We start from the raw sequence: 21,566 nt of genomic DNA on the forward strand, positions 1-21,566 counted from the left end.
TATGGATGATGTCGCCAAACCATCCCCTTCCGGCGACGACAAGCTGCCAAACCTCACCCTCGAACGGGATCTGGCAAAGCCAAGCATGCAGCGCTCCCCTCGGCAGACCCGCGCCTCTTGGGCCTTGGGCATCGGTGCCCTTGGGGTACTGATTGGAATGGCAGGGATTGGCGCCGCTTTGTGGCTTCACGAACAGGGCCAATCCGAGACGCGGCGCCTCGCTTCGGAAGTGGCGCAATTGCGCCTCAGCCTCGATCTTTACGCCCGCGGCAATGGCGCTGCGAGCGCAGAGGACGTTGAGGCGCTTGCCGCGCGTCTGACAACGTTAGAAGAGAACGGCATCACCGTGTCCCTTCCCCCCATCGGCCCCGCATCCATACCGCAAAGCGCGACAGCCGATGCCGGTAATGAGGATTGTCTGCCGCTGGGCATGCGTATTCTCGTTACCGAAGGGGATAATTACAGCGTTTGCGGACAGCCGCTGTCCATCGATGTCGCGCAGGTGGCCAATGGCTATCTCGTGCTCGGCGACGGCACCACTATCGCCTCGGGCGGCTCCATCCTGGTTCCGGGCAGCACGACCTGCAGCATCGGTGTGACCTCGGGAGGAGATGAGGGCATAACGGGTTACGCTGAAATTCGCGTCACCTGCGCATGAAAAAGCCCGGCCGGAGCCGGGCTTTGACATAGGAAGCGCCCCGATTACTGGGCAGCGGGTTCGCCAGCCGCGTCCACTTCTGCAGCGGCACCAGCCTCGGCCGCCTCCTGGGCATCGAACTTGGCCTTGAGCTCGGCATCCTCGATATTGATCTCGACGCCGGCCATCAGCGCATCCACCTTTTCGGAGAAGGAGCGCATCAGCAGCTGGTTCTGGATCTGTGGCGCAACCTGCTCGAAAGTGGGTGGAGCCGACTGGCGCTTTTCCTCGAGCTTGATGATATGCCAGCCAAACTGGGACTGGACCGGCGCGGAAACATCGCCAGGTTCTGCGAGCGCGAAGGCGGCTTCCTCGAAGGGCTGCACCATCATGCCCTGGCCGAAAAAGCCAAGGTCACCACCATTGGCGGCACCCGGATCGATGGAATTCTCGCGGGCCAGCTCGGCAAAGTCGGCACCATTGTCGATCTCGGTCTTGAGTTCGTTCGCCCTCTCCTCGGTTTCCACGAGGATATGGCTTGCGCGCACTTCATCTTCCGGCTGGAACTGCGCGACGAAGGCATCATACTCGGCCCGGGCCGCTTCTTCTGTCACGGCACCGGCGATGGCTTCATTGAAATAGGCGCGGCGCAGCGCCCGCTCTTCGAGATATTTCTGACGCTGGGCAAAGACCTCTGTCTGGTCCATGCCGGCATCGCGGGCCGCCTTGGACATGACCTTCATGTCGATGAGGATGCGAACGAGAAAGGCACGGCGCTCTTCAGGCGGCATCTGTGCCAGGTCCTGCGCCATGTCTTCGGCTGCAAAGGTCAGGTCGCCCTCGGTGATCACCTCGTCGCCCACCGTGGCCACGACTGTATCCGGATTGGCAGCCGCCTCTGTCTGCGCCATGGCGCCACCGATCGTGGTAGTGGCCATCAGAGCGGCAAAACCGAATGTGCGCAGCATGCGCAGGCTCGAAGTCAACATGAGATCTGATCTCCTCCGCCGGGCGCGGCCCGACATGGGTAAGGTTTGGTCCTGAACCCGCTCGCATGGCAACAGGGCCAAATTGTGCCGGACCGGCGACGATTATTTCGTCTTCACTTGTGCCTGATCTGCCCGGAAAGCGTGGGCTTAGTCGTGGTGTGGCGCAATTCGCATACGTTGACAATAGCGGACCTCACTCTTACATCTCAGCCGCTTTTAAAGAGCGTGGACTGCAGGCGCGCGACGGACGCGCGTCCAGGACGCGACAGACAGAGACATCGGGGAACCGGAAAGGCTTCCCTTAGTTCTGACGAGGCGAATGGGATGGCTGACGCAGCCATGAAGAAACGCGCCGCCTGATCCAACGCCCCGCCGCCGACACAAAAAGGACCACGAACATGGCACTTGCTGCGCTTGCCCGAAAAATTTTCGGGACACCGTCAGACAGGCAGGTCAAGCAATACCAGGGCAAGGTGGCCGCGATCAACGCGCTCGAGCCCGAACTGGCCAAGCTCAGCGACGATGCGCTCAAGTCTCGCACCGCCGAGTTCAAGGCACAACTCGAGCAGGGCGCCAAGCTCGACGACCTGATCGTTCCGGCCTTCGCCACGGTGCGCGAGGCCTCCAAGCGAGCCTTGGGCATGCGGCATTTCGACACCCAGCTGATCGGCGGCATGGTGATGAACGACCGCTCGATCGCCGAAATGCGTACCGGCGAAGGCAAGACCCTCGTTGCCACCCTGCCGATGTATCTCAACGCTCTCACCGGCAAGGGCGCACATCTGGTGACGGTCAACGATTACCTCGTCAAGCGCGACGCATCCTGGATGGGCCAGATCTATGGCTTTCTGGGCCTGACCACCGGCACCATCGTGCCCGGACTCTCCGACACGGAGCGCAAGGCTGCCTATGCCTGCGACATCACCTACGGCACCAATAACGAGCTCGGCTTCGACTATCTGCGCGACAACATGAAATATACGCGCGCCCAGATGGTTCAGCGCGGCCATGAATTCGCGATCGTCGACGAAGTGGACTCCATCCTCATCGACGAAGCGCGCACGCCTTTGATCATTTCCGGCCCCGCCGAGGATCGCTCCGACCTCTACATGAAGATGGACGCCCTGATGCCCATCATTGGCGAGGGCGATTTCGAGCTGGACGAGAAGCATCGCGCCGCCACCTTCACAGACCAAGGTGTCGAAAAGCTCGAGGCCGCTCTGGCCGAGGCACAGCTGCTCAAGGGCGGCTCCATGTACGACGTGGAAAACGTCATCCTTGTGCACCACGCCAATTCCGCGCTGCGCGCCCACAAGCTGTTCCGCCGCGACAAGGATTACATTGTCCGCAACGACGAAGTGGTCATCATCGATGAGTTCTCCGGCCGCATGATGCCGGGCCGCCGCTATTCGGAAGGCCTGCATCAGGCTCTAGAGGCCAAGGAACACGTCAAGATCCAGGCCGAAAACCAGACCCTGGCGTCCATTACCTTCCAGAACTATTTCCGTCTCTACAAGAAGCTTGCCGGCATGACCGGCACCGCGGCGACAGAGGCCGAAGAATTCGCCGACATCTATGGCTTGGGCGTCACGACCGTGCCGACCAACCTGCCGGTGCAACGTATCGACGAAGATGACGCCATCTACCGCACGGCGGCCGAAAAATTCGACGCCATCGCCGACCTGATCAAGGAATGCCAGGATCGCGGCCAGCCCGTTCTGGTGGGCACGACCTCGATCGAAAAGTCCGAAATGCTCGCCGATATCCTGCGGACCAAGAATGTTGGCCACATGAACGTGCTCAATGCCCGTCATCACGAGCAGGAGGCCTTCATCGTCGCCGATGCCGGCCTGCCGGGTGCCATCACCATCGCCACCAACATGGCCGGCCGCGGCACTGACATCCAGCTGGGCGGAAATCTTGAAATGCGCATTCAGAAAGAGGCCGATGGCCTTGAAGGGGAAGCGCGTGAAGCCAAGATTGCCGAAATCAAGGCCAAGATTGCCGAGGACAAGCAGAAGGCCCTGGCCGCTGGCGGCCTGATGGTCATCGGCACCGAGCGCCATGAATCGCGCCGCATCGACAACCAGCTGCGCGGCCGTTCCGGTCGCCAGGGCGATCCCGGCCATTCCAAGTTCTACCTGTCGCTTCAGGACGACCTGATGCGCATCTTCCCCATCGAAAGCATGGATTCCATGCTTGGCAAGTTGGGGCTCGAACAGGGTGAGAGCATCACCCATCCCTGGGTGACCAAAGCTATCGAACGCGCCCAGGGTAAAGTCGAGTCGCGCAATTTCGACATCCGCAAGAACATCCTCAAATACGACGACGTGATGAACGATCAGCGCAAGGTGATCTTCGAACAGCGTCTTGAATTCATGGATGCCGAGGACGTCAGCGAGACCATCACCGAGATGCGTCATGGCGTGGTCGAAAGTGTCGTATCGCGGTCCATTCCGCCCCGCTCCTATCCCGAGCAGTGGAATACCGAGCAATTGCAGGCCGCGGCCAAGACCTATCTCAACATCGATATCCCGGCCGCCGATTGGGCTGCCGAGGAAGGCATTGATGCCGAGGTGGTCGAGGACCGTATCCGCGAGGCGTCCGACGCCTTGATTGCCGCCAAGGAAGAGAAATATTCCGCCACCATCATGCGTCAGGTGGAAAAGTCCATCCTGCTGCAATCGGTGGACGGGCTCTGGCGCGAGCATCTTGTCATGCTCGACCATCTCTCCAAGGTCGTTGGCTGGCGCGGTATCGCCCAGCGCGATCCGCTCAACGAATACAAGCAGGAGGCCTATGAGCTGTTCCAGGCCATGCTGGGCAATCTGCGCGAATTGGTCACCACCCAGCTCAGTCATATCGAATTGCAACTGCGCCAGCCCGAGCCGCCCCCGGCTCCGGATATGAGCCGGCTGACGGAGACCCATATCGACCCCACGACGGGAGAGAACGATGCGCTTGGCGACGATGTCGCGAGCATCGATGGGCTGCCCCCGGTAGACCCCAAGCTGTTGCAGGGCGTTTCACGCAACGCGCCGTGCCCCTGCGGCTCGGGAAAGAAATTCAAGCATTGCCACGGCGCTTTTGCCTGACCTTAAGCACTGGATTGCCAAAGGGCGGCCACTAGGGCCGCCCTTCTTGTTTTGGACTCTGCCGATACATGGAACCATCTGCGCTTTTTACGCCTTAGCATTTGACCGTTGGGCTGCCTCGTCGGCCTGCGGCCAAAAAGCGTCAAGGAATAAGCGTCGTGTTCAAACCATTCGTCATCAATCCTCCGGTCTTTTTCGGAGCCCTTCTGACCATCGGTCTTTTTCTGGCCGTCGGTGTCGTCTTCCCGCGTGAGGCGGACGAGATCTTTGCCTCGCTGCAATCCGGCATTCTCACCAATTTCGGCTGGCTTTATCTGCTCGCTGTAGGCGTCGTTCTGGCAGCCATGCTGTTGCTCTGCCTGTCGCGCTACGGCTCGCTCAAGCTCGGACCCGACGATTCCACACCCGATTTCAGCTTTCCGTCATGGATCGCCATGCTCTTTGCTGCCGGCATGGGCATCGGCCTCATGTTCTATGGGGTCGGCGAGCCTATGACCCACTACATGGCCCCCCCGACGGCTGAGCCAGGCACTATCCCGGCCGTGCGCGAAGCCATGTCGGTGACGTTCCTACATTGGGGCATTCATGCCTGGGCCATCTATGCCGTGGTGGGCCTGTCGCTCGCCTATTTCGGTTATCGCTATAATTTACCGCTTACCATCCGCTCCGGCCTCTATCCTCTGCTCAAGGACAAGATCAACGGTCCGATTGGTCATGCCGTGGACATCTTCGCCGTCGTTGGCACCGTTTTCGGCATTGCGACTTCGATGGGCGTCGGCGTCACACAGATCAATTCCGGCCTCAACTTCTTGCTCGGCGTACCGATTTCGGTCCCCGTACAGCTCCTCATCATCGCCGTCGTTACCGGCCTTGCGACCATCTCGGTGGTCAGCGGTCTCGAAAAGGGCGTTCGTATCCTGTCCGAGCTCAATCTCGTGGTCGCTATCCTGTTGATGCTCTTCGTGCTCGTCGTGGGTCCCACGGCTGAACTGGCGCGCGACTTCGTCCAGAATTTGGGTCTTTATCTCGACAGCATTCTGCTGCGCACCTTCAATATCTATGCCTATGAGCCCACCCCCTGGATTGACGCGTGGACCCTATTCTATTGGGCATGGTGGATTTCCTGGTCGCCCTTTGTAGGCATGTTTATTGCCCGCATTTCCCGTGGCCGTACCGTTCGCGAATTCCTTACCGCCGTGCTCTTCATTCCCGCCGGTTTTACCTTTGTGTGGATGACCGTTTTCGGGAATACCGCCATCTTCATCGATCAGACGGTCGCCGGTGGCGCTTTGGGCACAGCCATCGCCAATGACCTATCGGTGGGTCTCTTTGAATTCTTCACCTATCTGCCGTTTCCGGTGATCACTTCGACGCTGGCGGTCATTCTTGTTGCGGTATTTTTCGTGACCTCCGCCGATTCCGGGTCGGTGGTCATCGACGCCATCGCCGCAGGCGGTGAGACCCAGACCACGATCATGCAGCGCATTTTCTGGTGCGCCTTTGTCGGCGTGGTGGCCGCCTGCCTTCTCCTCGCCGGAGGGCTCGATGCTCTGCAATCGGTCACCATTGCCAGCGCCCTGCCCTTCATCTTCGTCATTCTGGCTCTGCTCTGGTCGCTCCTTAGCGGCATGCGCGCCGATCTCGCTCAGGAACTCAGCCGCACCGAAAGCGCACTGACCCCGGCTCAGCCGGCTGCCGGTGTCACCTGGCAACGGCGCTTGGCCATGATGCTCAAGGCGCCAACGGAGGCCGATGTCAGGACCTTTATTGACAAGGAGGCGCGGGCAGCGCTCGAGCAGGTCGCCCGAGAACTGACCAATAGGGGGCGCGCGGCTACGGTTGAAGCCGACGAGGCCGGCGCCATTGCCTTGCGGGCCCCGGCCGAGGGCGTGCGTGACTTCGTCTATGGCGTGGCACCGGCGAGCCACCCGGTAGCCATGCTGACGCCTCTGGCCGCTGGCAAGCCTGACCTGCGCTATGAGGCCCGAACCTATTTTTCGAGTGGAAATCGGGGCTACGACATCATGGGCTTTGGACGCGATCAGTTGATCGCCGATGTTTTGGTTCAGTTCGAACGCTATCTGCTGCTGGTCAAATCGCCGGACATGCAATTGCTGCATGCAGCGCCTGAGCACGCGCCTGGCACCTGAGGCACTCTTGGATTGCCTTGCGTGTGTCACACCTTTGAGGCACACCAAGGCAGTTCTTTTGCCCGTTCAAGGTTTTGTCATGGCTGCCCATCCGGTTTCCCCCCTTGCCCCCAAATCCTATCCGGATCTGCCGGTCATTGAGGGCGTGCGCTTCGCCACGGCCGAAGCCGGCATCAAGTACAAGAACCGCACCGACGTACTGCTCATGGCCTTCGACGAGAACACAACTGTCGCAGGCGTACTGACCCGGTCCAAATGCTCGTCTGCAGCAGTTGAGCTCTGCCGCGAAAACCTGCCGGGTGGCCTTGCCCGCGGGCTGGTGGTCAATTCCGGAAATTCCAATGCCTTTACCGGCATGAAGGGCCGCGAAAGCGTGCGCCATATCGCCAAGGTGGCCGCCGAGGCGCTGGGCTGCGCGCCCTCAGAAGTGTTCATCGCCCAGACAGGGGTGATCGGCGAACTTATCGACGCTTCCAAGTTCGACGGCGTGCTGGATGAAACCGCCACCCGCATGAACGCACTGCCCTGGATCGAGCCGGCCAAGGCGATCATGACCACGGACACGTTCCCTAAGCTCTCCGGTGCCGTGCTGGAGATCGACGGCGTCGAAGTCAAGATCAACGGCATCGCCAAGGGCTCCGGCATGATCGCGCCCGACATGGCCACCATGCTCTCCTTCGTGGTCACCGACATGCCCATCGCCGCCCCGGTGCTGCAGGCGCTCCTCGCCAAACACAACCAGACCAGCTTCAATTCCATCACCGTTGACAGCGACACCTCGACTTCCGACACCCTGCTCGCCTTTGCCACCGGCAAGGCCAAGGTGGAGCCGATCGAAAGCCTTGACGATCCGCGTGCCGAAATCTTCGGCCAGGCCTTGGCCGACGTGCTGTTCGAGCTCGCCATCCATGTCGTGCGCGACGGCGAAGGCGCCACCAAGCAGGTGTCGGTGCATGTCGAGGGCGCCGTCTCCGACGAAAGCGCCTTCCGCATCGCCAAGGCCATCGCCGACAGCCCGCTGGTCAAGACCGCCATTGCCGGCGAGGACGCCAATTGGGGCCGCGTGGTGATGGCCGTGGGCAAGGCGGGCGAGCCCGCCGACCGCGACCGCCTCTCCATCCGCTTCGGCGACTTGACCGTCGCCAAGGACGGCGAGCGCGCCGCAGGCTATGACGAAGCCGCTACAAGCGCCTATATGAAGGGCGAGGAACTCGAGCTGACCGTTGAGCTCGGCCTCGGTGATGGCAGGGCCACGGTCTATACCTGCGACCTGACCCACGGATACATCACCATCAATGGCGACTATCGGAGCTGAAACCATGCTCCCTTCAATCGAAGCCTTTGAACGGGCCGGGCTCAGCGCCTGGCCCGGCATCGAGGTCGACTGGGACGGCTCCTGGGTGCGGCGGGCCGCGGGCGGCTACACCAAGCGCGCCAATTGCACCCAATGCCTGGACCCCGATGATTTTGAGGATGCCGATCTCAGGGTCATTTCGGCAAGCTCATGGATGGTCCGGCACAAGATCAAGCCTGTCTTTCGCATCACGCCCCTTTCCAGTCCCGAATTGAATGCGACGCTGGCAGAGGCCGGCTGGCAGACGCTCGATCCCAGCCACCTGCTGGCCATGGAACTCGGTGACGTCGAGGCCGACGCCGAGGCGCAGATCCTGCCCGTTCTCGATCCGAAGTTCCTGGCCGTCGCCAGAAAGCTCCAAGGCTATGACGAGACCACGATGATCGGGATGCAGAACCTCTTGGCGGCTCTGACCGTGCCTGCAGCCGCCATTGTGCTGACCAGGCAAGGAGAGGCCGTTGCCTCGTCGATTATGGCCATTGCAGACGGCATCGCCGTCACCGGCAATGTGGTCACCGAACCCAATCAGCGACGCCAGGGGCTCGGCAGCGCGATGATGCGGTCGGGCCTCGCCTGGGCCAGGGGGGAAGGCGCCCGATATGCCGCGCTCAACGTGCAGGCCGACAATCTGGGCGCCAAGGCACTCTATGCAGCGCTGGGCTATACCCATCAGTACGACTACTCCTATCGCGTCCCCGGAGCCGCACCATGACTGACAAGCCGCTTCTTTTGGTGGTGGCCTGCGCGCTCGTCGACGCCGACCGGCGGGTCCTGATTGCCCAACGCCCCCAAGGGAAGTCCATGGCGGGCCTCTGGGAGTTTCCAGGCGGCAAGGTGGAGCCAGGTGAAACGCCGGAGGCCGCCATCATTCGTGAACTGCGCGAAGAATTGGCGATCGAGACACGTGAAGCCTGTCTGGCACCACTCTCATTTGCCAGCCACTCTTACGAAAGCATTCACCTGTTGATGCCACTTTACGTCTGTCGCAAGTGGCAGGGGACGCCGCAGGCGCTCGAGCATGCAGGGCTCAAATGGGTCCGGCCGCAGGCACTGCGCGATTATCCCATGCCACCAGCCGACGAGCCGTTGATCGCAGCGCTCTGCGATCTGCTGTAGGGGCCAGAAGGCCCCCGTGAATTTGGGGCACAGAAATGCTTGCGCAGAGTTTTCGCCGCTTCTTCTCCGACCAGACCGGCGCCACAGCCATCGAATACGCCCTTCTGGGCACTCTGATCGCCGTGGCCCTTGTGGCCAGCTTCACACTATTCGGCGATGCGGTAGCGAATATGTTCGGGACCGGCCCGGGCGGCGCCGGTCAAGTCATTGCCAGCCAGACCGACAAGATCGAGTGATCAGCGCGAGGCGACGACCTTGTAGCGCTGCCCAGGGACGATCGGATCTCCCGGATAGAGATTGTTGATAATGTAGAAGAGATCCCGGGCCCCCGAGATATTGGCCATTTGCCGGGCAATGCTGTCGGCACTGTCGCCAGCGCGCGCCGTCACCAGGCGAATGGAAAGTGGCCGGATCTGGTTGAGATCGGCAGCGTCGGTGCGCCTGAAACTCTGGATCGTCGCCTCGGCGCCCTGCTTGAAACGCTGGCTGTCCGACTTGGCCGCGAAGATGAAGCGATAGACTTCGCCATCGAGCCGCATCACCGCGACGCGGAAGAACCATTGGTCGGTCTGGGCGAGACCGGAGGCCATTTCGATGCCGTTATGGCTGTGCGCCGCCACAGAATCGGCCTTTAGACCGGCAATCCAGCCCGACTTGAGATAGTCGGTGAGCGCCATATTGGGCTGAACCGCCGCGCTGTCGAAACGCACGGCTTCCCCGTCGCCGGCGACGCCCACCACGGCGCTCTGTGAGTTCTGCAACGTGTAGCCCTGTGGCACGCTGAAGGTGAACTTGGACGCCGAGTGGATGAATCTCTGGCCAACGATGGTGCCCTGCGAAGGGCTGTCACCAAAGGTGAGTCCTGAAATGGCCGAAAGATAACCCTCGCGGTCGGTTTCGCCGCCCCCCGCCGCCCCGAACATGCTGCGCGAGGTCGTCATGGCCGTCTCGATACGCGACGGCGTCGAAGGGTGGCTGGACAAGAAGCCGTCATCACCCATGCTTGAGCCTGAAGAGAAGGCTGCGAACCGGCTCATCACCCCAAGAAAGCGTGCCGCCGCCTGCGAATCATAGCCCGCCTTGCCCGCAAACTTGATGCCTTCCCGGTCCGCTTCCAGTTCCTGGTTCTGGCTGAAAGCCGCCAGCGACTGCCGCGTACGATTGGCGGTGGCATCGGTCGAGGTATCGCCCCCGAAAATTCCGGTGATGACCCGGTCGACGATCTGGGTGTTGCGCGTCCTGTCGGTACGCGCCCGGGCGTGACGCAGCGTCACGTGCGCGATTTCGTGCGCCAGGACGGCTGCCAGTTCGCTCGTGTCGGAAGCCAGGGCCAGAATGCCGCGTGTCACATAGATATAGCCACCCGGCAGCGCGAAGGCATTGACCTCGGACGTATCGAGAATGGTGACCTGGAACTGCGCATTGGGCTGGTTTGCGGCAGCTAGCAGGCGCCCCACGATACGCGCGACCATGATTTCCGCCTGTCGGTCTTCATAGACCCCACCATAGGCGGCGATGATGCGTGGATGTTCGCGCCGTCCGAGAACAGCATCGTCAGGCTCCGTACCGGCAGGCACGACATTGGGCGCAGGATTGTCGCCGGTCCGGCCGACGCTGATATTGGACCCAGTCAGCGAAGAGCATGCAGCCAGGGCCACCAGGCTCACAGCCAGGACGCTCAGGCGCAGCACTTTTTTACCAGCAAGCGCTCTCATGGCCTCGCCATAACCTCGATCTGCTCGGGATGGGTCACCTCGATGCGCGGACCATCCCGCTCGTCCACCCATCCGCGTATGCGCACCAGCGCACCTTCCAATGCCAACGGATCGAGACCGTCGCGCTCGAACAAGCGGAGCGCGGGAGCCTCGATCACGGCGGTGAAGTCTTCTTTCCAGAACCGACCGAAATTGAGATAGACGCGCGGCCCGCTTTTTTCGGCCAGCAGCACCCGTCCTTCGACCAGTTCGTAATCGCCCACCCGCGCCAACAGGGCATCAGGGCGATCCGCCGCCTGCACGCTGTAATAGGGATCGGCCCAGATGCCAAGCCGCTGCGCCCGCGCCTGCGTTTCTCCCGAGAAAAGTTGATCGAGGCAGTTGCGGTTGTCAGGGAAGGAATAGACCCTCGCCAATCCATTGGCGACCATCTGATATTGAGCCCAGACCTCGCCCTCCTCGCGATCGACGAAAAGATGGGCCAGGGCACGACCATAGCGGTCTTTTTCCTCGCCGCCATAGCCGAGCCGAGCCGTCTTGCCCAGGGCGAGGGCAGAGAGCGCTGCCTTTGATTCTTCCGCCAGGGGCCAGGCCTCAAACCCTTCGCGACCCAGCGGCAGCTTGGGCGCCTGCGTGCCGATAAGCCGGACCACCAGGCCCGAATCGAGCATTACGGTGTCCCCGTCGACAATTTCGGTGACCTGACCGGCCTGCACCATGCGAAGCCCTTCGCAGGCCATGCCGGGCACGATGCTGGTCAACATAGTCGCGGCGAAGGAGGCGAGGGCGGTGCGACGCAAACGAAGTACCCCAAAAAAGACTTCGTTCACCATGCACACGAATAAGGCAAAAAATGATTACCGGCACGATCTCAGATGGTTCGAGCCGTCCCGAGATAGGCCCGCCAGCCACCGAAATGACTGATATCTTCGGCATTTTTGACCGCTTCCGCCTCAACGAGGAAGCCCTTTGTCGCTGTGCCATCGTCCAGATTGAGCGTCCCGATGCCGAGCGGCGCGGGAATGGCGGCGACGAATCGACCGAAAGCGTCCGGAGGCAGAGCCCAAACTTCGGCGGCAATGGCCTGCCCTTCGCCCGGAGCGACCCGCAAGAGGCCCGGCTTGGGCGGCACCGTCCCATTCAGGGCGAAAAAGCGGTAATCGGGCAGCGTCTGCACATTGCGCAGATAAACACCCCCTGCTGCCACAAGGTCACCATTGAGCGGCAAGCCGCTGAGATGAGCTCCGACCACGGCCAACTCGATATGCCCGGGGCACCCCCGCACCGGACCAGCGCTTCTCCCCTTTTCCAGCCCACTGGCCAGACCGGCAAGGTAACCGTCACTGCCTGCCGGCCCAATCAGCGTCAGGCTCGATGGCAATCCGTCCGATCTCTTGCCCACGGGCACGGAGATTGCTGCCATATCCAGCAGATTGACGAAGTTGGTATAGGCGCCAAGGTTTGAATTGTAACGCACAGGCTCATCCTCGAGCTCGGCGAGTGTATAGAAGCGCGTGACTGTAGGCACGGCCAGCACGTCCACCGCCGACAGGATAGGAGCCAGCGCGGCCCGATAGTCGGCCAGCTTGTAAAATGCCTCGAACGCAGAGACAGCATCATGGTGGCGCGCTCCCCCGATAATGGACCGCGTGACCGGATGGAGCGCGTCGGGGTCATTCTCGATCAATGGCTTGACCGTAGCATAGCGCTCCGCGACCCAGGGCCCGTCGTAAAGCAGGCGTGCCACGGCGTGAAAGGGCTCGAAATCGATCGGAACGAGCGTGGCGCCGCGATCCGCGAGTGTTTCGAGATCGCGGCTATAGGCAACCTCTGACAAGACGTCGCCAAAGAACTGCCTTTGTGCGTCCATCGGAACGCCGACCCGCAGTGTCGGAGGAAAGCCGCAAGGCATTGGCGCTGGTAGGTGACGCGAGAATCCATCCCTGGGGTCGAACCCGGCAAGGGTTTCAGTGACCTTTCTGGCTGTTTCCACATCGCGGGCGAACACCGAAATGGTGTCGAGCGTCCGACAGGCAGGAACCATGCCGATGGAGGAGATGAGGCCAAGGCTCGGCTTGAGACCGACAATCCCATTGAGCCCGGCCGGGACGCGGCCCGACCCGGCCGTATCGGTGCCCAACGCCGCATCCACGATACCGGCCGCCACGGCCACCGCCGACCCGGAACTGGACCCTCCGGGAATGAGATCGGCCCGCAAGGCATTGCGAGGCACCCCATAGGGAGAGCGCACACCCACGAGCCCGGTAGCGAACTGGTCCAGATTCGTCTTTCCCATCACAATGGCCCCGGCCGCTTCGAGCTTGCTCACCGCTTCCGCAGATCGATCCGGGATATGAGAAAAGGCAGGACAGGCCGCTGTCGTCGGCAACCCTGCCACGTCGATATTGTCCTTGACCGCCACCACCATGCCGAAGAGAGGCCGGCCCTGGCTACCCTGCGCCTCCAACGTTGCGGCCTCCTCGATGGCCTGAACTTCAGGCTTTAAGGCCAAGAAGAGAGCCGGGTCGTCATAACGGGCCAAGGCCGCATAGGCGGCACGGACCGCGTCGGTCGGAAGGAGCATGCTCACGACAAATATCTGCCCATAAATTGCACTTAGGAAACAGTACTGCGCATAATAAGTGCAGGTAAAGCCTTATTGTACACAATGTGGAGTATGTGGTGTGGATTGCAAAAGGCTTGTCGTTGCGTCAGGCTCCGGTAAGGAGAAAGCCATGACCACTAAGGGCGTGATCAGGACTGGCACAGCAGGATGGGTCTATGCCCCCTGGCGCGGTACCTTTTATCCGCAAGGTCTGGTTCAAAAGCACGAACTCGCCTACGCAAGCGCCCATCTCACCAGTATCGAGATCAACGCCACCTTCCGCGCCAATCAGAAACCGGAGAGCTTTGCGCGTTGGGCTGCGGCCAGCCCTGAGACTTTTCGCTTTTCGATCAAGGGTCCGCAATTGGTCACCCATATCCGGCGCCTTAAGAATTGTCGGACCGAGCTCGCCACATTCCTTGCGTCCGGCCCCTTGGCCTTGGGCAGCCGGCTTGGCCCCTTTGTCTGGCAATTGCCACCCAACCTGCCCTTCGACCCAGAGACCTTCGCAGACTTTCTTGCCCTTCTTCCCAAATCGGTGAAGGACTACCAGGCGCTCGCCGCCGAGGCGGACACGTCGCGCGGCCCGACGCACCTCGATGCAACCGGCGTCGAGGCCATCCGCCATGCCATAGAGCCCCGCCACGAAAGTTTCGACAGCGCTGAGGCCGAGGCACTTTTGCAGAAGCATAATGTGGCTCGCGTCATTGTCGACACGATCGAGCATCCTTCCCGAACGCTCACCGCAGACTTTGCCTATTGCCGGCTGCAGGGCCCGGCACGGCCTGACGCGCAAGGTTATGGCGCCAAAGACCTCGCTGACTGGGCTAGCACTATGGCAGGCTGGCGCGACGAGGGGCATGACGTCTTTGCCTATTTCGTCCACGAGGACAAATTGCACGCCCCTGCCAATGCCATCGCTTTGCGCAAGGCCCTAGGCATCGCCTTGCCGAATGACTGATCACGAGGCCGTTCCCGTCTGGCTTTTGGCCCGATCGGGGTCTATTGGCCTCCTGCACTATTCAGCGTCACCCGAGACTGCGTCATGACCAAAGCCCGCCCCCTGGACAAACTGGCCACCTTCCTTGCTCTTCTTCTGGGCCTTGCCACCATTCTGGGGGCGCTGGGAAGCCAATATATCGGCGGATTGCAACCTTGCGAATTGTGCCTCGAACAGCGCCTGCCCTATTATTGGGCGCTGCCGGTCCTGGCGCTTGTGCTGATCCTCTGGAACCGGCTGCCCCTGCCGGTCTGGTATCTCGGCATGGCCATTGCCACTGCGCTCTTTGCCTGGGGCGCCTACCTCGGCATCTTCCATTCGGGTGTCGAATGGGGCTTCTGGCCAGGCCCGACCGCCTGTTCGGGCGTCGGCGCCCCAGGCGGCCTCACGCTCGATTCCCTGGACAACCTGCAGCCCGTCATCGGCTGCGATGTCGTTCAGTTCAGGTTCCTGGGCCTGTCACTGGCTGGATATAATGCGCTGGCCTGCCTTGCCATTGTCGGCCTGCTGGCCAGCGCCATGCTGTTCCAGTTCCGTAGCCGTCGCTAGAACTCGCTCCAGTCCGCAGATATTGCCGCATTACCTTGCTGGCCATAGGTGCGCGCTGGCCGTGCTTTGCCTTTGCTGCCGCTTACGACCTTGAGGCTGACCTCGTCGGCTTCCGATCCTGTCTTGAACACCGCCACGATGCGGTCGAGCTCGCTGGCCTGCGTTTCGGTCTGCTCGATGGCGGCGTTGGTTTCCTCGACCAGCGCTGCGTTGTGCTGGGTCATCTCATCCATCTGCCGAACGGCGACGGTGACTTCGGACAGGGCGCGAGACTGTTCCTGATTGGCGCGGGCGATGGCGTCGATCAGCCCTGCGCTCTCTTCCGCCCCCAAAAGGATGTCGGCCAGTCGCGCTGCGGCCTTCGCTACCAGATGAGCCCCAGTGCGCACTTCCCCCGCGCTGGCCTCGATCAGCGATTTCACATCCGAAGAGGCTTCCGCTGCGCTCTGCGCCAGCCGGCGCACTTCCACGGCCACTACGGCAAAGCCCTTGCCGGCCTCGCCCGCGCGCGCCGCCTCCACCGAGGCGTTGAGAGCCAGGAGGTTGGTCTGGAATGCTATATCGTCGATGAGGCCGATAATGTTGGAGATCTTGCTCGAGGAGGCCTCGATGGCCGCCATGGCCCGGGTTGCATCGTCCATCACCCCGCCTCCCTCGGCCGCGCTTTGCGCCAGCGCTCGAGCCTTGTCGCTTGCACTGGCAGCCCGGCCGGCATTCTCGCTGACCGTCCCGGACAATTGCTCGACGGCCGCCGATGTTTCTTCGATCGTCGCTGCTTGCTTGGTAGTGCGGCTGGAAAGATCGTTTGCCCCGGCCAGGATTTCGGCGGTTGCGGTCCGGACCCCGCGCGATGCGCGACGCAGCCCCGACACGATATCCTGCAACTGGCCGAGCGAATCGTTGAACGCCGTCCGCAAATTCTCGTATTGCCCGGTGAAGACGGCATCGATCCGTCCGCCCAGATCGCCCCCGGCCATGCGTGCCAGCGAGGTGGTCAATTCCTGGATGATCCCCTCCGCCCGCTTCCGGTCGGTAATATCGGTCGCAAACTTGATGACTTTCACCACCTGTCCGGACGCATCGAAGATCGGATTGTAGCTGGCCTGGATCCAGACTTCCCGGCCACCCTTGCCGAAACGCTCGAACTCGGCAGCCACATATTCCCCCGAGCGCAGCGTTTCCCAGAAGCGGCGATAATCGGAAGAGCTCGCATAATCGGCCGCGCAGAACATGGAATGATGCTTGCCGGCGATTTCATCGAGCCGATAGCCCAGCGTGCTGAGAAAATTGTCGTTGGCGGTCAGGATGATTCCATCCACGCTAAAGGCAATGACGGCCTGGGCGCGCGAGATCGCTGCGATCTGGGCGTCGTTATCGGCGGCTTGCTGCTTTTGCGCGGTGATGTCGGTCGCCAACTTGACGACACTGACCGGTCGGCCGGCACGATCCAGCACCGGATTATAGCTTGCCTGGATCCACACTTCGCGCCCGCCTTTGGCGAGCCTTCGGTACACAGCGGACTGGAATTCCCCTCGCCCAAGGCGACCCCAGAACTGCTTGTAATCCTCGCTGGCCGCATAGGAAGCCTCGCAGAACATCGAGTGGTGACGGCCCAGCACCTCTTCGAGCTGATAACCCATCGTCTTGAGAAAATTCTCGTTCGCAGTGATTATCGTGCCATCGAGCTTGAACTCGATGACGGCCTGACTGCGTAAAATTGCGTCGAGCTTGGCGCGTTCGCTGCCGCCACCTGCCTTCCGCCTGAAGGGAAAGTCCACCATTGTACACCCCCGGAAATTTCCGGATACTGTAATTGACGGACCAAATACTGCACCCGATCGGTTAATCCGAAGTTTAGCCGGATTTAGTAATTTATACTATGAAGCATCACGTGGTCGAACCCTAATTTCTTTAGGTATCAACGAGTGCGAGAGGTGTATTTAACACAAGCTTTCTTGGATAAAGGTCACGACGCGCGATCAAGTTGACAACGAAAAAGGGGGCATCGCTGCCCCCTCAAACATTCCCTTGCGGCGTCCTCGCTCTAGAATTCAGACCAATCCGAGGCGATCGCGGCATTGCCCTGGCTGAGATAGGAGCGCGCGGCATGGCGCATCTTCTCGGTCCTGGCGCGCTGTGCCGGTTGCGCCTGAGGCGCCTCCGCCTGCTGAGCCTCGCCGTCGATGGTGAACACGTCCACCACCTTGTCCAGCGCGCTGGCCTGGCCTTCAGTCTGCTCGATGGCCGCGTTCGTTTCCTCCACCAGAGCCGCATTGTGCTGGGTCATCTCGTCCAGCGTGCGAACGGCTACGCTCACTTCCTCGATCGCAGTCGCTTGCGCCTTGGATGCGCGTGCGATCGCCTGCATGAGACCCGCATTCTGGGTAACGGCGCCGAGCATGTCGCGCAATTGCCCCGAAGCACTGGACACAAGATCGGAGCCGGTCTTGACCTCGCGCGCACTGGTTTCAATCAGCGCCTTGACGTCCGAGGACGCTTCTGCGGCGCTCTGCGCCAATCGGCGAACCTCCACGGCGACCACAGCAAAGCCCTTGCCGGCCTCGCCGGCCCGGGCAGCCTCGACAGAGGCGTTAAGCGCCAGCAGATTGGTCTGGAAGGCGATGTCGTCGATCATGCCGATAATATTGGAAATCTTGGACGACGATTGCGTGATTCGCTCCATGGCCGCATTGGCCTGGTTCATCACTTCCCCATTGCGGGCGGCATCGGTGGATACGGCATTGGCGCTGGCATTGGCGTCATCGGCCATGCGGGCATTTTCCGCGACAGTATTGGCCAATTGCTCCATGGCAGCGGAAGTTTGTTCGATGGTCGCAGCCTGCTTCGTGGTGCGTTCGGACAGATCGTTGGCACCCGACAGGATTTCCCGCGTGGCGGTCTTGAGCGCTCGGGACGTCACGCGCAACCCGCCGATCAGTTCGCTCAATTTCTCGGCCACGGCATTGGTGTCCTGCTTGAGTTTGGCAAACGAGCCCTTGTAGTCCCCCTCCATGCGCCGCGTCATGTCGGCACGAGCCATGGCCGAGAGCACCTCGCCTGTTTCGCCAAGCCCGCGATCGACCGTCTCGACCAGGGCATTGACGCTATCGGCCAGGCTGTTGAGTTCCCTGTCCGGAAATTGGGCATGCACCCGCTTGGTGAAATCACCCGCGATGGCGGCGTCCACCACTTCGCCGAAGGCGGCTTGCAGAGCCACCATCATGTCGGTGCGCTCGATGCGCCGACGTTCGGACGCGGCCCGTTCCTCCTCTGTCATGGCACTGACTTTGAGGCCATTTTCGCGGAACACTTCGACCGCGCGGGCCATCTCGCCCATTTCATTGCGCCGATCCAGATACGGCACGGCAGTATCGTAATCACCTTCTGCAATGGTCTTCATGGTGCGGGCCAGGCGCGGCACCGGCGCCATCAGCGCTCGCGATACGAGAAAGCCGATGCCGCCCAGAACCACGAGAGCCGCACCGCCCACCAGGGCGAGCAACGTCAGCATGCCGCTGACCACGCCCTCGACGCGAGCCTTGTCCACCCCGACATAGAGAATGCCCATCGCCTTCCCACTCTGGTCGACGATCGGCTGGTAGGCTGTGTAATAGGGCCGCCCGACAATTGTCGCCTCGCCGAAATAGGGCTGGGCCGCCATCATGGACGCATAGGCGGCGCTCGATTGTCCGAGCGTCGTGCCCAGGATGCGTTCGCCTTCCTCGTTGAGGATGGTCGTGGTCATCCGAACAAAATCCTGCTGCTCGGGATCCCAGCCAAAGATCGTCGCTGTTTCCCCCGTAAGCCGGACGATGGAATCCACCAGTTCGTGATTGAGGAATTGCCGCGGCATGGCCCAGGTGCGCAGCGTCTCGATCTCGCCATCCTCGGCCCAGATCACCTCGGCGCCCGGAAGATTATTGGCCATAATCGTCGCGGCCGTCTTGAGATTGGAATGCTGCTGCGTTTCCGCCTGTGCGCGCAACGTGGTGTTGAGATTGACATAGATTGCCGCAGATACCACGGCAATCGCGAGCACGATTGCTGAAATGACGAGAACGGCGATCGCCGTGGTCATCCTGATATTGCCCAGGATGTTGAGTTTTCTGACCATCGGCCGACCCCTTATACGGCGCCGAAATCAGCAGAAATCGGCGCATAACTGAGGGTAAACCTAGCCCAATGGACTTAACCGAGTATTAGCCTTGACATAAGAAACGGCCCGCCCGGGAGCGGACCGTCTGGACTTGGGGGTCAAGGACCTGCCAGCCCTCAGAATTCGTCCCAGTCCTGAGCCAGCGCAGCATTTCCCTGGCTCCGCAGCCGAGGCGCCGCGGCCCGCAATGCCTGCTGCTGGGCATGCACGGTCTCGGCATGGCCATAGGTGTCGTCGTCCACCGCAAAAATGTCGACGATCCGATCGAGCTGGGTGGCCTGAGCCTCGGTCTGCTCGATAGCGGCATTGGTTTCCTCGACCAGCGCTGCATTGTGCTGGGTCATCTCGTCCATGGTACGTACGGCGGCAGTCACCTCCTCGATCGAGGTGGCTTGTTCGCCGCTGTCGCGCGCGATGGCCTCGAGCGACTGGGTATTGTCACGGATGGCCTCGAGCATGCTCGCCAGCTTGCTGGCCGCATCACCGACGAGCTTGGTACCCGAAGTCACCTCGCCTGCCGATTGCTCGATCAGCACCTTGACCTCCGAGGAGGCCTGAGCGGCACTTTGAGCCAGGCGGCGCACTTCGACGGCGACCACCGCAAAGCCCTTGCCTGCCTCGCCGGCCCGCGCCGCCTCGACCGAGGCATTAAGAGCCAGAAGGTTGGTCTGGAAGGCGATGTCGTCGATAAGCCCGATGATATTGGAAATCTTGGACGACGATGCCGTGATCCGGTCCATGGCGTCATTGGCCGCATCCATGACCCTGCCGCTTTCCTCGGCGGTCTGGGTGACCCGCGCCGCGTTGGCGCTGGCATTACGGGCGCGTTCCGCATTCTTGAGCACGGTGGCCGCCAACTGTTCCATGGCCGCCGAGGTTTCCTCGATCGTCGCCGCCTGGCGTGTCGTGCGCTCTGAAAGATCGTTCGCCCCCGAAAGGATTTCGCCGGTCGCCGTCTTGAGCGAGCCCGAGGTATGCCGCAATTGCCGTACCACCTCGCTGAGCTTGTCCGCCACGGCATTGGTGTCCGCCTTGAGGCGGGCGAAGGCACCTTCATAGTCGCCTTCCATACGGCGCGTGAAGTCGGTGTCGGCCATGGCGCCCAGAACCGAGCCGATCTCTGTCACACCGCGATTGAACGTGGCGACGAGATTGTTGATGCTGCCGGCCAGCGCATTGAGTTCGGGATCGGGGAAGCTGGCCTGGACCTGGCGGCTGAAGTCGCCCGCCAGCGCCGCATCGACGACGTCGCCAAAGGCGCTTTGCAGCTCGCTCATCATCTGGCGGCGTTTTTCCTCGTCGACGACGATACGCGCGGCTTCCGCCTCGGTCATCTGGCTGACGCGCAGGCCATTCTGTCGGAATACTTCCACGGCGCGGGCCATGGCGCCCACCTCGTTGCCCATGCCGGTATAGGGCACTTCAGTCTCGTAATTGCCTTCCGCAATGTGGTCCATGGCATTGGCAAGACGCGGAATGGGGCGGGTGATGAAGCGCGAGGCGATGAAGCCGACAAGGCCCAGCGCCAGCGTGACGATGCCGCCCACCATCAGAATGAGGCCGATGACGCTGGTCGCCGCCGCGTTCACATTGGCCATTGGCGTACCGACGAAAATGGCGCCCAGGGCATCGCCATTGGTCTTCTTGATAGGCTGCAGCGCCGCGAGATAGACCGTGCCATCAACGTCCAGCGGGCCGAGATAGCTTTCGCCGGCAACAATCTGCGCGACCACGGCACTATCGGCGGGCAATGAATTGTTCACGGCGCGGTTGCCGTCCTCGAGCGTCAGGCTCGTGGTCTTGGCAACGAGGTCCCCCGTCTCGGGGGCAAGCACGTAGATCGCTGCATCCTGCTTGGTCACGCGCGTCACCGAGTCGATGACTTCGCTGTCATAGAAGGGCGGAATGGCCCAGCTCTGGAACGAGCCGATCGTGCCGTCCTCGGCCCAGGTCAGCACCGAACCCGATATGCGCCGCTCGAGCACCGTGGCCGCGACACCCAGATTGGTCTGTTGCTGCAGGCTGCTCTCCTCGAGTGCCCGCGCATGAAGGTTGAGATAGATCGACATCGAGACGGCGGCGATGGAGCCGATTATCGACGCAAGCACCAGAACCAGGATGGTCGTGGTCATGCGCACATTGCCCAAAAGGCGTGCGATGGACTTCATATCTGTTTTCCCCCAAGGCGGACACGCGTGAT

The 21,566-nt window shown here is 61.6% G+C and carries 16 protein-coding genes; 9 read left to right on the forward strand and 7 right to left on the reverse strand.

All coding sequences use genetic code 11. From position 1 onward, the window contains the following. The first annotated feature begins 1 nt into the window (after window position 1). Window positions 2-658 carry a hypothetical protein gene (locus tag VE26_RS12875; protein ID WP_046105627.1) on the forward strand — a complete coding sequence of 219 codons (657 nt, stop codon included), beginning with the start codon at window positions 2-4 and terminating at the stop codon, window positions 656-658. Window positions 659-702: 44 nt separating this feature from the next. Here the strand turns inward: VE26_RS12875 and VE26_RS12880 are convergent, their stop codons facing one another. Next, on the reverse strand, window positions 703-1,626 hold the full coding sequence (locus VE26_RS12880) for a peptidylprolyl isomerase (protein ID WP_052715900.1): 924 nt from the start codon (window positions 1,624-1,626) through the stop codon (window positions 703-705). Between the two features lie 398 nt (window positions 1,627-2,024). On the opposite strand from VE26_RS12880, the gene secA reads away from it, so the two are divergent. The 6 genes from secA (at window position 2,025) to VE26_RS12910 (ending at window position 9,577) form a co-directional block, all read left to right on the forward strand. Further along, window positions 2,025-4,721 (forward strand): preprotein translocase subunit SecA, encoded by a 2,697-nt coding sequence (secA, locus tag VE26_RS12885; protein ID WP_046105628.1) that lies wholly within the window; start codon window positions 2,025-2,027, stop codon window positions 4,719-4,721. 158 nt (window positions 4,722-4,879) lie between these two features. Then, window positions 4,880-6,871 carry a BCCT family transporter gene (locus tag VE26_RS12890; RefSeq protein ID WP_046105629.1) on the forward strand — a complete coding sequence of 664 codons (1,992 nt, stop codon included), beginning with the start codon at window positions 4,880-4,882 and terminating at the stop codon, window positions 6,869-6,871. Between the two features lie 79 nt (window positions 6,872-6,950). Beyond that, window positions 6,951-8,186, forward strand: coding sequence for a bifunctional glutamate N-acetyltransferase/amino-acid acetyltransferase ArgJ (gene argJ, locus VE26_RS12895; RefSeq protein WP_046105630.1), 1,236 nt, complete (start codon window positions 6,951-6,953; stop codon window positions 8,184-8,186). A gap of 4 nt (window positions 8,187-8,190) precedes the next feature. Further along, a complete protein-coding gene (locus VE26_RS12900; RefSeq protein WP_160297848.1) occupies window positions 8,191-8,937 on the forward strand; it encodes a GNAT family N-acetyltransferase in 747 nt (248 codons plus the stop codon). Further along, the gene (gene mutT, locus VE26_RS12905; protein ID WP_046105632.1) at window positions 8,934-9,341 is read left to right on the forward strand and encodes an 8-oxo-dGTP diphosphatase MutT; all 408 of its coding nucleotides are present in this window, start codon (window positions 8,934-8,936) and stop codon (window positions 9,339-9,341) included. Before VE26_RS12900 ends, mutT begins: the two co-directional genes overlap by 4 nt. Before the next feature lie 35 nt (window positions 9,342-9,376). Continuing rightward, complete coding sequence (locus tag VE26_RS12910; protein WP_046105633.1) at window positions 9,377-9,577, forward strand: Flp family type IVb pilin; 201 nt, start codon at window positions 9,377-9,379, stop codon at window positions 9,575-9,577. Here the strand turns inward: VE26_RS12910 and VE26_RS12915 are convergent, their stop codons facing one another. The 3 genes from VE26_RS12915 to atzF form a co-directional block, all read right to left on the reverse strand. Continuing rightward, window positions 9,578-11,056 (reverse strand): M48 family metalloprotease, encoded by a 1,479-nt coding sequence (locus VE26_RS12915; RefSeq protein ID WP_160297849.1) that lies wholly within the window; start codon window positions 11,054-11,056, stop codon window positions 9,578-9,580. Further along, window positions 11,053-11,817: a thermonuclease family protein gene (locus VE26_RS12920; protein WP_244465701.1), complete on the reverse strand. Its 765-nt coding sequence runs from the start codon at window positions 11,815-11,817 to the stop codon at window positions 11,053-11,055. Before VE26_RS12920 ends, VE26_RS12915 begins: the two co-directional genes overlap by 4 nt. A gap of 110 nt (window positions 11,818-11,927) precedes the next feature. Continuing rightward, complete coding sequence (gene atzF, locus VE26_RS12925) at window positions 11,928-13,640, reverse strand: allophanate hydrolase (RefSeq protein ID WP_046105635.1); 1,713 nt, start codon at window positions 13,638-13,640, stop codon at window positions 11,928-11,930. A gap of 151 nt (window positions 13,641-13,791) precedes the next feature. Here atzF and VE26_RS12930 point away from each other — a divergent pair, with 151 nt between their 5' ends. After that, entirely contained in the window at window positions 13,792-14,622 is an 831-nt protein-coding gene (locus VE26_RS12930; protein ID WP_046105636.1) for a DUF72 domain-containing protein, read from the forward strand. 84 nt (window positions 14,623-14,706) lie between these two features. Beyond that, on the forward strand, window positions 14,707-15,210 hold the full coding sequence (locus tag VE26_RS12935) for a disulfide bond formation protein B (RefSeq protein ID WP_046105637.1): 504 nt from the start codon (window positions 14,707-14,709) through the stop codon (window positions 15,208-15,210). Here the strand turns inward: VE26_RS12935 and VE26_RS12940 are convergent. The 3 genes from VE26_RS12940 to VE26_RS12950 form a co-directional block, all read right to left on the reverse strand. Next, window positions 15,207-16,991 carry a methyl-accepting chemotaxis protein gene (locus VE26_RS12940; protein WP_046105638.1) on the reverse strand — a complete coding sequence of 595 codons (1,785 nt, stop codon included), beginning with the start codon at window positions 16,989-16,991 and terminating at the stop codon, window positions 15,207-15,209. The two genes, VE26_RS12935 and VE26_RS12940, sit on opposite strands and share 4 nt — an antisense overlap. 263 nt (window positions 16,992-17,254) lie before the next feature. Beyond that, window positions 17,255-19,324 carry a methyl-accepting chemotaxis protein gene (locus tag VE26_RS12945; RefSeq protein WP_052715902.1) on the reverse strand — a complete coding sequence of 690 codons (2,070 nt, stop codon included), beginning with the start codon at window positions 19,322-19,324 and terminating at the stop codon, window positions 17,255-17,257. A 158-nt stretch (window positions 19,325-19,482) separates the two neighbouring features. Then, entirely contained in the window at window positions 19,483-21,534 is a 2,052-nt protein-coding gene (locus VE26_RS12950; RefSeq protein WP_052715903.1) for a methyl-accepting chemotaxis protein, read from the reverse strand. Window positions 21,535-21,566 lie beyond the last annotated feature (32 nt).

Origin of the sequence: Devosia chinhatensis, assembly GCF_000969445.1 — a bacterium.
GTDB lineage: Bacteria > Pseudomonadota > Alphaproteobacteria > Rhizobiales > Devosiaceae > Devosia > Devosia chinhatensis.